Annotated in this window: 9 protein-coding genes and 1 pseudogene; 2 read left to right on the forward strand and 8 right to left on the reverse strand. The window is 36.5% G+C overall.

Annotated features, from left to right (window positions below; genetic code table 11):
* Positions 1 to 9: 9 nt before the first annotated feature.
* The 3 genes from NEOC65_RS06295 to NEOC65_RS06305 all read right to left on the reverse strand — a co-directional run bounded on the left by NEOC65_RS06295 (position 10) and on the right by NEOC65_RS06305 (position 2,528).
* Positions 10 to 726, reverse strand: coding sequence for an SAM-dependent methyltransferase (locus NEOC65_RS06295; RefSeq protein WP_213156067.1), 717 nt, complete (start codon positions 724 to 726; stop codon positions 10 to 12).
* Positions 727 to 737: 11 nt separating this feature from the next.
* Positions 738 to 1,763: a DNA polymerase III subunit delta gene (gene holA, locus NEOC65_RS06300; RefSeq protein WP_213156068.1), complete on the reverse strand. Its 1,026-nt coding sequence runs from the start codon at positions 1,761 to 1,763 to the stop codon at positions 738 to 740.
* A 189-nt stretch (positions 1,764 to 1,952) separates the two neighbouring features.
* Positions 1,953 to 2,528 (reverse strand): HI_0983 family protein, encoded by a 576-nt coding sequence (locus tag NEOC65_RS06305; protein ID WP_213156069.1) that lies wholly within the window; start codon positions 2,526 to 2,528, stop codon positions 1,953 to 1,955.
* A 62-nt stretch (positions 2,529 to 2,590) separates the two neighbouring features.
* Between NEOC65_RS06305 and tsaA the strand changes: the two genes are divergently transcribed.
* Both tsaA and NEOC65_RS06315 read left to right on the forward strand, forming a co-directional pair.
* Positions 2,591 to 3,388 (forward strand): tRNA (N6-threonylcarbamoyladenosine(37)-N6)-methyltransferase TrmO, encoded by a 798-nt coding sequence (gene tsaA, locus NEOC65_RS06310; protein ID WP_213156070.1) that lies wholly within the window; start codon positions 2,591 to 2,593, stop codon positions 3,386 to 3,388.
* A 67-nt stretch (positions 3,389 to 3,455) separates the two neighbouring features.
* Positions 3,456 to 4,655 carry a DNA-directed RNA polymerase subunit alpha C-terminal domain-containing protein gene (locus NEOC65_RS06315; protein WP_213156071.1) on the forward strand — a complete coding sequence of 400 codons (1,200 nt, stop codon included), beginning with the start codon at positions 3,456 to 3,458 and terminating at the stop codon, positions 4,653 to 4,655.
* Positions 4,656 to 4,919: 264 nt separating this feature from the next.
* Here the strand turns inward: NEOC65_RS06315 and NEOC65_RS06320 are convergent, their stop codons facing one another.
* The 5 genes and pseudogenes from NEOC65_RS06320 to NEOC65_RS06340 form a co-directional block, all read right to left on the reverse strand.
* Positions 4,920 to 8,396: a tetratricopeptide repeat protein gene (locus tag NEOC65_RS06320; protein WP_213156072.1), complete on the reverse strand. Its 3,477-nt coding sequence runs from the start codon at positions 8,394 to 8,396 to the stop codon at positions 4,920 to 4,922.
* Between the two features lie 463 nt (positions 8,397 to 8,859).
* Positions 8,860 to 10,926, reverse strand: a complete 2,067-nt coding sequence (locus NEOC65_RS06325; RefSeq protein WP_213156073.1) for a tetratricopeptide repeat protein — start codon at positions 10,924 to 10,926, stop codon at positions 8,860 to 8,862.
* A gap of 264 nt (positions 10,927 to 11,190) precedes the next feature.
* Positions 11,191 to 11,679: pseudogene (locus tag NEOC65_RS06330) on the reverse strand (IS630 family transposase); the annotation flags it as partial.
* Positions 11,670 to 12,038 (reverse strand): IS630 transposase-related protein, encoded by a 369-nt coding sequence (locus NEOC65_RS06335; protein WP_213151614.1) that lies wholly within the window; start codon positions 12,036 to 12,038, stop codon positions 11,670 to 11,672. The gene NEOC65_RS06335 and the pseudogene NEOC65_RS06330, both read right to left, overlap by 10 nt.
* Positions 12,039 to 12,076: 38 nt before the next feature.
* Complete coding sequence (locus NEOC65_RS06340) at positions 12,077 to 12,832, reverse strand: F-box-like domain-containing protein (protein WP_213156074.1); 756 nt, start codon at positions 12,830 to 12,832, stop codon at positions 12,077 to 12,079.
* Between the last annotated feature and the right edge of the window lie 457 nt (positions 12,833 to 13,289).

The raw sequence follows: 13,289 nt of genomic DNA on the forward strand, positions 1-13,289 counted from the left end.
TTATAAATTCTAGCGACAGCTAATCAAAAAGATGGCCGCTTTTTTCTCTATGTTGGGTAGAGGCATCTTTTTCCACCTATGCACAGGCTCTGAAACAACCCCTTGCTCAGGCATAGTCAACTCCCAAGCGGTGCAAAGCCATGTATCTTCTGCTAATGTATTTAATAAACCTTGAAGCATATGCATATTGCGGTAAGGAGCTTCCATAAAAATCTGAGTAACCTGGTCTGTACGCGCTAAAGTTTCTAATCGTTTAATATCTTTCAGGCGGCCTGCTTCATCCGCTTTTAAATAACCGTGGAAAGCAAAGCGTTGTCCTGAAAATCCAGAGTGCATAAGGGCTAGGAGAATAGAAGAAGGGCCATTAAAGACTTGCACGGCTATACCCGATTGGCGCGCACGACGTACAAGCTTAGAGCCAGGATCGGCTACACAAGGCAAACCTGCATCAGATATTAAACCCCAGCGCTCACCCTTACGAATAGGCTCTAATAAAAAGTCGATATCCTCTTGAGGAGTATGCTCATTATAAATAGCTAGCGGCATCTCAGAGGTTGCTTTTTTAGTTTTGAAACGACTCAGATAACGACGCCCCGCCTTTTCACTTTCACAAATCAATCCATCAAGGGTAGAAACAGCTTTATCTACGCTATTGGGCAAGAAGATTTCATGATAGCGATGCTCCCCTAAAAGATTAGGTAAAAGTAATAAAGCGGGTTTATTCATAGTTGTTAACCTTAAATAATAAGTTTTGCAATAAGACGCTCGATCAGATAAGAATAATCTGTTGAGCTGTTTTTGGCTGCCGTTTCAGCCTCATCTATTAAAATCATTCCTTTGCGAAAACGAGCCATCCCATAATTTCTAGCCAGCTGGATATGTCTTTCCAAAATTTGCCCTTTCATATAGCCAAATTGTTTAGACACTTCTGCTCCAGTCCCCCCCTGGGCTAGAATGGTGCATACTTGAAAATCAGTTTGAAATTGGCTACGAATTTGCCTTAGCAAGATGAGCAAAGGAGTACCCTCTTGAAGCAAAGCTATAGCAATACGTAAAGCAGTAGAGGCATCTCGGCGAAAAAGTGCCTCACCTAGTTGCCAAATCGTTTCCGTATTTACAGAAATGCAAACTGCTTTTACATCTTCCAATGAGATCTGACGCTTTTCGCCCACATAGCAGACTAATTTTTCTATCTCTTGGCTTAAAATTGCCTGTTCGGTACCCATTTGCTTTAAAAGCGCCTGACTAGCAGAAGGGTTGATCTGTTTTCCATAGTGATTAATCGTTTGATCCATCCACTCTTTTAAAGACTTTTCTTTTTCCCAGGGCTTTTCTTCCGCTATTTCTAAAATGATCCCTACCCATTCACTTTTCTTATAAAAATTCGTAGAGGCATTTAAGGAGGCTGCTGTTAAAACAAGATAAACATGCTTGTTAGGATTTTCATAATAAGCCAGCAACTTTTCTGTTGCCGCTTTTAAAAGGCTCTCAGCATGGTGGATCACCACTACTCTTTTAGAAACAAAAGAATCTAAAGATTGTAATTCAGCCATAACCTTGCTTATGTCTACTTTTTCTTCGCTATAAATGCAAAGAGCCATGGGATTAGAGATTTGTTCTCCTAAAAGATGAGAAATAAGTCTTTCATAAGCTATTTTTCTATTAAACTCATCTTTACAAATAATCGTATAGACAGGGGCAAAGTGTAGGGGCGCTGCACTCTCAAGATGTTTTTCAAAAGCTTTTAAATGACTATATTTCATAGGAAAATTATTATAAAGAACTCGCCAGAAGAAGTCTACAAAGAGATGCCCATGGGAGAATGTAAGGTATAAAAAGCAAGCTTGCCACCTTTAGCTTAACAAAATTGAGTAGATCTCATCGAAATAAGCTTGTTAAGTAATTTTTAACTTCTCAGCTAAAGAAGCTGCAAACTTGCTCCTAATTTACAATTATTCGAATTTAGCTTCAGTCAAAATAGCTTCCCATATTTTACGTGCATGCTCTAAATCTTCTGTGTGTATGGTGCTGTAGCGAAGAACCGCAATTTCGTTGCCTTTCTTAATGATGCGAATCCACTCATGTTGAGTATTATCGGGAGAATTTCCATTAATCCACCATTCCCCTAAAAGGCTATTTATTTTTTGCACACTCACTTTAGATTCTACTTTTGCATTCGCATAACGTCTTTGTAGCTGCGTGATGAACTGAGAGAAATATTCAGCAGGAGTAATATCGATATCAGTCATTTCAGTCACAGAAAATAGCTCGGTTGCATTCTCGGGCTGCTCATTTTCAAGAATGTATTGGGTAATTTTCATTTGCTCTTGAGTATCCTCAGTAGCTAATTTCCATAGACGTCCATCAGCTTTCAAAGAATATTGAATCTTTTCTCGGCTTCTTTCTGCTTCTTTTGCTTGGTTGTCTGCATGGTGTGATTCTACTCTTGGCTCCTTCTTGCAAGCGATAAGGGAAAACGCTAAAGTTAAAGGGAGGCATACAACTGTTACATATCTAATCATTTTCATTGGAATATCTCCTAGTATTAAGTAAAATTAGACTCTAATGATATATCCAAACTCAAGAATATATGCAATCAACATCCTTATCATGTAGCCCTATCGGTTATTTTTACACTTCAGAAAAAGAACGCTACTCCTTGCCCAAGCAAGCAGGTCTATTTAAAAATAATAAAGGAAAAATAATCTTAAACAGGCACCAAAATTTTGAGCAGGCTTTACATGATTTAGCGGGCTTTAATAAGATATGGGTCATTTTCTGGTTTCATCGTAATCACCATTGGAAGCCAAAAGTTTTAACGCCCCACGGCCCTCCTAAGCGCGGGCTTTTTGCTACTCGCTCTCCTCATCGACCTAATCCTTTAGGGTTAAGCTGCTTGGAAATTACTGGGGTAAGTCAACTTGAGATAGATGTCGTTAAGCATGATTTGCTAGATGGCACGCCTATTTTAGACATCAAACCTTATATTGAATATGTAGATGCTTGGACAGATACCCGGCAAGGGTGGCTTGAGTCTTGCAAGAAAAAAAGCTCTTATCCAATTATATGGGAGGAAGAAGCCCTTGCGCAAGTAAGCTATCTAAACAACCGTTGTAGCTTTAACTTTCAAGAAGAAATTAATTTTAGACTAGCAACACATCCCTACCCTTCTTCTAACAATCGTATTCTTCATTGTAAAGATAATGATTATCTACTCGCTTATAAAACGTGGAGATTCTTTTTTAGAATTACCTTACCCTATATCCACGTTATAAAAATTGGTACAGGCTATGACAGAGAAACGATCAAGGGTGAGAAGAAATCTGCCTGGAATGATGTAGATTTACATCGAGAATTTCTAAAAAAATTTACTTCAAGTGAACTTTAATTTCTTTTTACTTGGAGCTTAATTCTTAATCCCTTAACATCTGGATGAAAAATAGTTGAGTAAGAGTATGGCAGTATTAGAATTTAAGCAGGAGACACACCTATCCCCTTCAACAGGGCATCGGAAGCGCTCTACCGATTCTTCTTCTGCCACCTTGCAGTCTTTTGAAGAAACCTATAAAACTTCTTATAGCCATGGCCTAGAAAATATTTATGCCTTAGAAAATGTCGATATCAAATCAATAAGGCGTATAGAAACGCTTTCTCCAAAGGTCTCTCCTCCCTTAAAAAGCAAAAAAGAACTTTTCACATGTGAGGAAGATGAATTAGACCTAGGAGAAGAGTTTAGAGGCTGGATACCCTCTTTCACCACAAAAGTTCCCATCCAAGTTTTAGAATTATCTAAATATATTGAAAAAGCTCTTCTTGAAAATGGTAAAAAAACAATAGGGGATCTAACAAAAGCTTCTATAGATGACCTTGTTTTTTTACGTGGAATAGGCCAAGGACATGTTGAAGAAATTAATTGCAAGTTAAACAATTACCTAGAAAGTCGCGCGCTTGGCAAATGCAAAAAAGTAGATTTTTTAGCTTGGCTGCAAAGTCTAGTCGCTACGCAAGAACGGAAAAAAGCTTATGCACTTTTGGAACCCTATAATTTAACCGAGCTTTTTGTCCTCTCCCCTAGCGAAAAAGTAGAACTGCGTCAATTGAGTTTAGAAAAAAAGCAAGACTGGACCCAAGAAGTGGTAAGTAAAATGGCTACTCCTCTGCAAAAACAGAGGGTCTTTGAGGATATGCAGCTGATTTTTAATGTATTTTTTAAACCCTGGATTCGCCGTCGTGGCGGCATAGCCACTCGCCATGAACTTATCGAACGCATGCAACGTATCAGCGTAAACAAAGCGATGGGTATAAGCGTAGTTAACTTTCTGCAAACCCTCTTTTTTAATAGTAAAGATTGTAATTCTTTATTCCTACAAGAAATTGAGGAAGAAATCTATGCTTGCGATAACCACAGCATTCAGGAATATAAGGAAATAATATCTAAGGCTCTCTCTTATTTTTATAAGCCCTCTATTTATTATCGATTGCCTGAGCTAATTACATGGGTAGAAAAAGAATTGGCAAAAACGTGGATAGGATACCAAGAGGGTTACGTGGAAAAGATGGTACGCTTATCTCCAACTTTTTGTATTATTAGAGGCTCTTCGGGACAATTAGAAGTTTATTGCCAAAAATATTTTTCCATAGCAAACCTTTTCTAAATTTTAAAGTGATTTGTTTTCTGTTCGATCTTATGCCTTTCACTAGATCTACACCACGATCTATAAGCTTTTTCCTCAAATGAGATGAAAAATGAGTAGAGCAGGAGAACTTCACTCCTACCCTCTTTTAGAATCGAACAGAAGCCTCTCGATTCATCTAAGGTGCATTATCTAAACTATTGGAATATGACCTATTTTTTCTGGCTAGCAACGCTCATTTTCTTTTTTTAAAAGATTTGAATGCGCATGGTTATGATTTTTCCACTATAGCTTAAGTTTAATGCCTAGCGCTTTTTTTGCATATTCAGCTGCCTTTTTTAAATTTCCTTGTTCTTTGCAGATTTGTACCAGCTTGCGGTAAAGAAGCACTACAGTAAGATTATTTTCACCCCATAGCTTAATATTAATTTTGAGCGCTTGATTTATGCACTTAGCTGCTTCCTCTAAATTTCCTTGCCTGTGGTAAATTATCCCTAGATCATTGAAACCTTTTAACACATATTGAGAATCCGCACCATGAACTTTAAGGCTTATTTCAATCAATTTCTTTGTATATTGAAGAGCTTTATCTAAAGCTCCCTGATCTTGGTAAATTGCTCCTAGGTTGCGATAATCTCTTGCCACATCGGGATGATTTTCTTTATAAAACTTAAGATCAATAGCGAGAGCTTTTTCGGTATACACAGCAGCCTGCACTAAGTTCTCCTGTTCTAGGTAAATTGCTCCTAGGCTGCGATAATCTCTTGCCACATCGGAATGATTTTCTTTATAAAACTTAAGATCAATAGCGAGAGCTTTCTCGGTATACACAGCAGCCTGCGCTAAGTTCCCCTGATCTTGGTAAATCGCTCCTAGGTTGCGATAATCTCCTGCCACATCAGGATGATTTTCTCCGTAAAGCTTAATATCAATGGCAAGTGCTTTCTGAATGCACTCAAATGCCTTTTCAAAATCTCTTTGGTTTTTGTAGATTGCTCCTAAGTTGTTGTAATCTCTTGCCACAGCGGAATGATTTTCCCCATAAAGCTTAAGGTCAATAGCGAGTGCTTTGTTGCCATACTCAGCTGCTTTATCTAAATCGCCTTGTTTTTGGTAGATTGTTCCTAAATTGTTGTAATAAGTTGCCACCGTAGGATAATCTTCACCAAAAAGTTTAAGTTCAATGGCGAGAGCTCTCTTGACATATTTAAACGCCTTTTTTAAATTGTTTTGCTCTCGGTAACTTAGTCCCAGATTGCTGCAATCTCTTGCTATGCTAGAATGATTATCACCGTAAAGCTTAAGATCAATAATAAGCGCTTTTTTGCTATACTCAATTGCCTTTTCTAAATCCCTTTGCCTATGATAAATTGTTCCTAGATTGTTATAATGAGTCGTCACCATATGGTGATTTTCACCAAATAGCTTAAGGCTAATATTAAGCGCTTTCTCGCTATACTCAATTGCCTCTTTTATATTTCCTTGCTCTTGGTAAATGATTCCTAAGTTGTTAAGTTCCCTTGCCACGGTAGGATGATTTTCTCCAAAAAGTTTAAGATCAATATCAAGCGCTTTTTTGGTATGCTTAGCTGCTTTCTCTAACTTGCCTTGTTCTTGATAGACTTGGCTTAAGTTATTGTAATCGATTGCCACATCAGGATGATTTTCTCTAAAAAATTTAAGGTCAATATCAAGAGCTTTTTTGCTATACTCTGCCGCTATTTTTAACTTGCCTTGTTCTCGATAAATGATTCCAAGAGTACTTAAAACGTTTGAACTCTGTGGATTTGCTTCTTTTGCTAGAAGATAGTATTTTTTTGCTTTTTTATGTTGGAAAAGCCTTAGGGCTATAGCACCTTGATTTTCTAAAGAGTTATCTTCCAAATCAGAAGAATTGAGACTATTTTCATTGCCTGCTAAAAAATCTTGCACTGCTTGATAAAAAGGAATAAAGATACGATAAATACTCTCTATTTTTTCTAAAGCTTCATGATCTAAAGCAAACTGCTTTTCGATAAGTTTTGGATCTTCGAATCCGAAGGGTTTAATTAGAGGGTTCATCATCTCTTGTTGTGCTTGATAATGCGAGTAGGTTTTAAGGCGCATAAATAGTACTATACTCATCCACTCCTTTAGTTTTTCAGCTGCGCTGTCCCTCATAGTTTCTTGCTTATTTAATTGGTCAATTCTAGTAAAAGTATCTGATGCTTTTATTTCTTTAAGGAGGGCTAGCCTATCCAATGCCAGATGAGGAAAACGATAGAGATCATTTTTAACTTTAATAAGCATTCCATGTTTTTCTATGTCACGCATTCCTGGATCGAAAGCCTTCATATCCTCTTGAACTAGGTGTTGCTTGGCTAAATATTGACGGAGATTAAAACCTCTTTTATAAGGGTTATCGAGCAATTCTTGAATTTTTTGTCCATATCCATGGGTTAACTCCAGATTGCCTAACAAATGCGTAAAATTTAGAAGTTCCATAGGAAGATGAGTCTCTTTTTCATGCCACCACTGGCCTTTTTCATCTTTAGCTATATATTGAGCCATCTTTTCAGGAGTTTGAATAAGTTCGAATGTCTTACCATTGCCCAAAGGAGTTTTACAGCCTTTTCCTTCTACGCCCGCCCCATCAAAGGCAAAACCTCTTGGAGTTATGCCATCAAAAAAATCTATAGCTTTTAGGCAGGGAATGTTTAAAGCAGGAAGGATGGTTTCTCCTAAATTAATGACTTTAAAGTGAATTAGATTAGTAAGATTCCTAAAATACTTTTTATTTACGTCGTTACCTTCTTTTATAAGAATACCAAATTCTAAATCGGAATAAGGTGTCATCTCTTCTCTAGCCAAAGAGCCAAAGCCTATCATGGCATATTCGCAAGGTGCCGGGCCTAAAACATCAAGCGCTTGGTTAACTAGTAAGCTAAAAAAGGCCTTTATATCCTGAGCGATCTTGCTGTAGAGCTCATTCACTTCTTGAACGGAAGGATTTTCTGATAAATTGCGAGTTTGTTTCTCTATCTCGCTTCTAAAATCCTTTAATTTTAGCCGGTTATCTTGGAATTGCTTAATCATTAATTTAGGGGTTAAAGGCTTTCCCCCGCACAGTTTGGCTAGTAAATTCTCAACTTTTAATAGTTTTTCTCTAATCTCTTCTTGGTGACCTGCAGAAGACCGGCGTAAAGCATGATTGTAAAGACCTGCAGCTTGAAGAAGTGTTTCTTGAGTTTCTTTTATCACATAAATATCGCCTAGCTTTTCTATGCAAAAGCTTTCTTGAACAGCATCTTCTTTTTCAACAGCAAGTTTCAAAGCTTGTGTGTAGGCTTTTTCTGCTTTTTCAATGTTGCCTTTTGATAAAAGAGCATCTTTTTCTAGAAGTTTTCTTATTTCATCATGTACTAGATGATCAAAAGAAAGAATGGTTTGTTTACACATTTCAGGCGAGAGAGAAACCAGGGAACTGAAACTTTTAGGGATTTCGTTTTTACAGGCAACACTAGCGTGCTGCTTTTCCTCGGAAAGCTTAAATCTAAAATTTGTTGAGCAAAATATCTTCCATGAATCAGTCGCCTGAGCAATTTGCTTCCATTCTTTACAAACTAATCTTAAATTGCATAAATCCTGCAATCCAAGTTCTGCGCATATTTTTAAGTCTAGTTTTCCATATGGGATCAAATTGTCTAAAGAATGGGAAGTTTTTTGTTTCGCCTTTGGTTCAGGAAATATTCGAGATTTAATGGGTAAATTTTCTGAAATCATTATGTTAGCTGCCTTTTACCTTAGTTAGTTTGATTTAACTCAATACAAATATGCATTGTCGTCAATAGATTTTCATTTACCTTCCAATATCCAATATACTTTGGAAAAGCCCTTTATGCAATCATATACTTAATAGAAAACTGTTTGGATGAAGAAAATCAGCTTTAAAGATTAATTTCCTTTTTAGACGACGCAGATGTAGTTTTCTTAAATGGTATAACTTGTCTGTACGGCAAAAAACAGTACGATTGCTTTACTTTTTTGGTTTAATTATCTCATTATTATACTCAAGCATTTGCATGGCATTCAACACGCCAATATAGCCTCACTTTTTTTAAGATATACAAAATAATGTTAAGTATCTATTTTAGCATGTTTTATCGGGATTAAGCTAGCCTAATGCAGGAACAACTTGATTGCCAGCCGTTTTTCCAAAACATTTTGGGAATATTGATATACGTCTTTACAGAGTTGCATTGATTGCTTTTACATGTATATACTGACTATCAAACATCCTAAGGATAGCTTTAGAAGCTTTCTCATTATATTTGGTTGCTTCTTCTCCTTTTCCTTGAACTTGATAAATTTCCCCTAAAATTTCGTATCCTATTACAGTTAAAAGATGGTCTTTACCAAACAACTCAACATTAATTTTGAGGGCCTTTTTGATACACTCAGTTGCTCGTACCCAGTCTTCTTGTTTTTTATAAGTCATTGCAAGGTTGAAGGCAGTTAATACCATATCCTCATTATGTATATTATGATTTTCATAATGTTTTTCATAAATTTTGAGTGCCTTGCTAGCAATCTTAACTGCTATATCTAACTTTCCTGCAGCATCGTAAGTCACTGCCAGGTTGTTGTAACGTTTTCCAACCCGAAGGCTATCTTTTCCAAAAAGATTACTGTCAATGCTGAGTGCTTTTTTGGCACACTCGGCTGCCTCATTTAAATTTTCTTGCTCTTGGTAGATGCTCCCTAAGTTACTATAAGCAATAGCAACGTCCGGATGATTTTCTCCATATAAACCACGAAAAATTTCGAGAGATTTACGAGTATACTCGATGGCTTTTACTAAGTCATTTTGACTCAAGTAGATTTGACCTAGATTGTCATAATTTTCTGCCACAAAGGGATGAGCTACGCCAAAAAAATTAAGATTTATTTCTAGTGCTTTCCTACAATATTTAGTTGCTTCATCAAAATCTCCTTTTTGGTGATAGATTGTTCCTAAGTTATTGTAATCTGTCGCCACTGAGGGATGATATTCACCATAATAGCTTTGGTCTATTGCTAGTGCTTTCTTGACATATTCTGCTGCTTTTTCTAAATCCTTTTGATCTTGATAAACCATTCCTAAATTATTATAGTAGATTGCAATGTTAGGATGATTTTCCCTATACAGTTCAGCATAGATTTTAAGTGCTTTGTCAAAACACTCATTTGCCTGTTCTAAGTCTCCCAAGACGAGGGTAATTCTTCCCAAATTATTATAATCTCTTGCGATATGTAAATGATTCTCAGGGAGAAATTTAAGATCAATTTTAAGAGCCTTATAAGCATATTCTTTAGCTTCTTCTAATTTCCCCTGCTCTACGTAGATACCTACTAAGTTAATATTGTCTGTTGCTATTCTAGCATGGTTTTCCCCAAAACATTTAATATCGACTTGAAGCGCTTGATCAACATATTTAGCCGCCTGATCTAAATTTCCTTGAGCAAGGGAGATACACCCTAATACAGTTAGTATGTTAGGATCTTCAGGGGCCTCATCTTTTGCTGAAAGATAATATTTCTTTGCCTCTTCATATTGAAGCAGTCTTAAAGCTATATCTCCTTCCATTTGAAACGAGACCTCATCTAAAGTAGCAGATCTAAGTTCTTCTTCAACTCCCGCTAAAAACTCTTGCAAGGCTTCGTGGAAAGGCATGAATATACGGTAAATTTTCTTTACCTTTGCTAGGGCTTCATGATCTAAAGCAAACTGGTTTTTGATAAGTTGTGGATCTTCGAATCCGAAGGGTTTAATTAGAGGGTTCATCATCTCTTGTTGTGCTTGATAATGCGAGTAGGTTTTAAGGCGCATAAATAGCACTATGCTCATCCACTCCTTTAGTTTTTCAGCTGCGCTGTCCCTTATAATTTCTTGCTTATTTAATTGGTCAATTCTAGTAAAAGTATCTGACGCTTTTATTTCCTTAAGGAGGGCTAGCCTGTCTAATGCCAGATGAGGAAAATGATAGAGATCATTTTTGACTTTAATAAGCATCCCATGCTTTTCTATGTCGAGCATCCATGGATTGAAAGCCTTCATATCCTCTTGAACTAAATGTTGCTTGGCTAAATACTGACGGAGATTAAGGCCTTTTTGATGAGGCGTATTAAGGTTTGCTTGAACTTTTTGCCTATATTGCTCAGTTAGCTCCTCCCTGCCTAACAAGTGAGTAAAGGTTAAAAGCTCCATAGGAAGGTGACGCTCTTTTTTATACCACCACCGGCCTTTTTCACCTTTGCTAATATATTGGGCCATCTTCTCAGGAGTTTGGATAAGCTCAAATGTCTGGCGATTGCCAAAAGGTGTTTTACAGCCTTTTCCTTTCGCTCCTTCACCATCAAATGCAAAACCTCTAGGAGTGACACTATCAAAAAAGCCAGCCTTTATTATACCGGGAATATTTAAAGCAGGAAGAATCGTCTCTCCTAAGTTAATAACCCTCAGATGAATTAGATTGGTCAGGCGCTTAAAGTACTCTCTATTGCGTTTATAGTGGTTTGAATTTTAAATTTCTGTTCATTAACATATACTTAAAAAAGAGTAATCAATGGTTTGAGCAAGAGTCGAAAACTTACTTAAGTTTGCTGCCACAATCTTTTTAAAATTAGCCCAAAAGGTTTCAATAGGGTTTAGATCTGGAGAATAAGGCGGTAAAAATAAAATCTCACACCCTGCCTTTTTAATAAGTTCATCAGTGGCTTGCGATTTATGGAAGGTAGCATTATCCATTATCAGAACTTGTCCTGCTTTAAGTTCAGGTATCAATATTTTTTCTAGCCAAATGTTAAACAGAAGAGAATTACAAGTACCTGTATAACAAAAAGGAGCTAAAATTTTAGACTTGCCTTTAGCTGCTATAAAGCTTTCTCTAGCAAATGAACGACCTGCTATAGCACCATAAATCTTTTCTCCTATAGGTGATCTTGCATGCTGGCGCTGTAAGTAGGCATCTATCCCGCTCTCATCTATGTAAATCCTATTTTCTTCCGGAATGTTTTCTAGCTTTTGTCTAAACTCCTCTCGTTTATTCTCATCTCTTTCCTTGTAGAAGGGTGTCTTTTTTTTAAAGTGATTTTCAGTCTTTTACAGGCATAAAAAACTGCAGTTATTGTCACTCCGAATGCCTCAGCTATTTCCCTAAGGTAGGCATCAGGATTTTGTTTTATATATAATTTTAGCTTTTCACTATCTATTTTACTGGGGCTCTGTCGTCTTTTTTTAGGAGCTAGACAACCTTGTTTTTTCCGCTTAATCCAGTTGGTTAACGTGCGAACTGTTACACCAAACACCTCACTAGCGGTGGCCATTGAGCCGCCATTCTCTATATAATTCAAAGCTTTTATTCTTAAATCGTGTGAATATACCATGCCAATTGATTATACATATATCCTTAGAAAAATAGAATTCAAATAACTATACTATCTTCTTGGATTAGAATACCAAATTCTAAATCGGAATAAGGAGTCATCTCTTCTCTAGCTAGGGAACCAAAGCCTATCATAGCATATTCACAGGGAGCAGCTCCTAAAGTATCAATACCCTGCTTGGCAAGAATTTTGAAGAAATCTTTCATCCCTTGGGCAATTTCCTTGTAAAGATCCCTTACTTCCTCAGATAAGGGATTCGAGCCAAGAACTTGAATTTTTTTCTCTATTTCTCCTCTAAACTTTTTCAATATTTCACGATTACCTTCGAAGTGTTTTGCTATTAGCACACAATCTGAAGATTCTCCGTGGCAAAGTTTAATAAGTAAAATTTCAACATTTGCAAGTTTTTCTCTAATATTATTTTCTGAGTAAGGAGATCGGCGTAAAGCATAATTGTAAAGCCCTGCTGCTTGTAAAAGCGTTTCAGAAGTCTCTTTTTTCACATATAGATCCCCTAGTTTTTCTATACAAAAAGCTTCTTTAATAACATCTTTCTTTTGAATAGCACGTTTTAAAGCTTGCGTATAGGCTTCTTCCTCATCTAAAAAGCTGCTTTTAATTAGCTGCTTCCATTCTTTACATACGAGCTTGGCTTGGCACAAATCTCGCAGCTCTAATTTTTTAAATATCTTTAAAGCAATTTCTGCATATACTGACGTATCGCGTAGAGGAGAAATAGAATTATTAAAGTCAGGAAATATAAGAGGATGGGTATTTAAGCTCTCTGAAATCATAAAGATTATCTTTTTTACTCAATTTTATTAAAAATTTAAATAAGCATTAGCATTATTTATAGTTTTTATATTAGCTTTTTAGCCTGCTAGGCTGAAAAACTGCTATCGCAGCTACCATTTCTTTTACCAGCTTAACTAAATTTCTTATAGGCTTAATCATTTGTACATGATTAATCAGATTCAATCACTTCATATTTTTTTAATCAGACAATTGGCAAGGTAACCATTTGATTGCTAAGGGGTTTTAAAATTTTACCATTAGCTCCACTTGCTTTATAAAAGATTCTTGGAGTTGCGTTTTTCTTTATTGTTGAATGGTTATCATAGCGAGGCCTTATACGCAAAGTTACATTCTCATTTTCTAACTCACCTTACGCACAGATGAGTTGAAAAAATTATTCTAGAGGTATATTTTTTTCTTTGAAAAGAGGAGAAAAAAATGAAACTTGATCTTCTT

Origin of the sequence: Neochlamydia sp. AcF65, assembly GCF_018342435.1 — a bacterium.
Taxonomy (GTDB): domain Bacteria; phylum Chlamydiota; class Chlamydiia; order Chlamydiales; family Parachlamydiaceae; genus Neochlamydia.

Bases quoted from the DNA above. Each gene is read 5' to 3' on its own strand.
- NEOC65_RS06335 (WP_213151614.1), bottom strand. From the start codon at position 12,038: ATGGTATATTCACACGATTTAAGAATAAAAGCTTTGAATTATATAGAG.
- NEOC65_RS06340 (WP_213156074.1), bottom strand. From the start codon at position 12,832: ATGATTTCAGAGAGCTTAAATACCCATCCTCTTATATTTCCTGACTTT.
- holA (WP_213156068.1), bottom strand. From the start codon at position 1,763: ATGAAATATAGTCATTTAAAAGCTTTTGAAAAACATCTTGAGAGTGCA.
- NEOC65_RS06315 (WP_213156071.1), top strand. From the start codon at position 3,456: ATGGCAGTATTAGAATTTAAGCAGGAGACACACCTATCCCCTTCAACA.
- NEOC65_RS06325 (WP_213156073.1), bottom strand. From the start codon at position 10,926: ATGGCCCAATATATTAGCAAAGGTGAAAAAGGCCGGTGGTGGTATAAA.
- NEOC65_RS06305 (WP_213156069.1), bottom strand. From the start codon at position 2,528: ATGAAAATGATTAGATATGTAACAGTTGTATGCCTCCCTTTAACTTTA.
- NEOC65_RS06295 (WP_213156067.1), bottom strand. From the start codon at position 726: ATGAATAAACCCGCTTTATTACTTTTACCTAATCTTTTAGGGGAGCAT.
- NEOC65_RS06320 (WP_213156072.1), bottom strand. From the start codon at position 8,396: ATGATTTCAGAAAATTTACCCATTAAATCTCGAATATTTCCTGAACCA.
- tsaA (WP_213156070.1), top strand. From the start codon at position 2,591: ATGCAATCAACATCCTTATCATGTAGCCCTATCGGTTATTTTTACACT.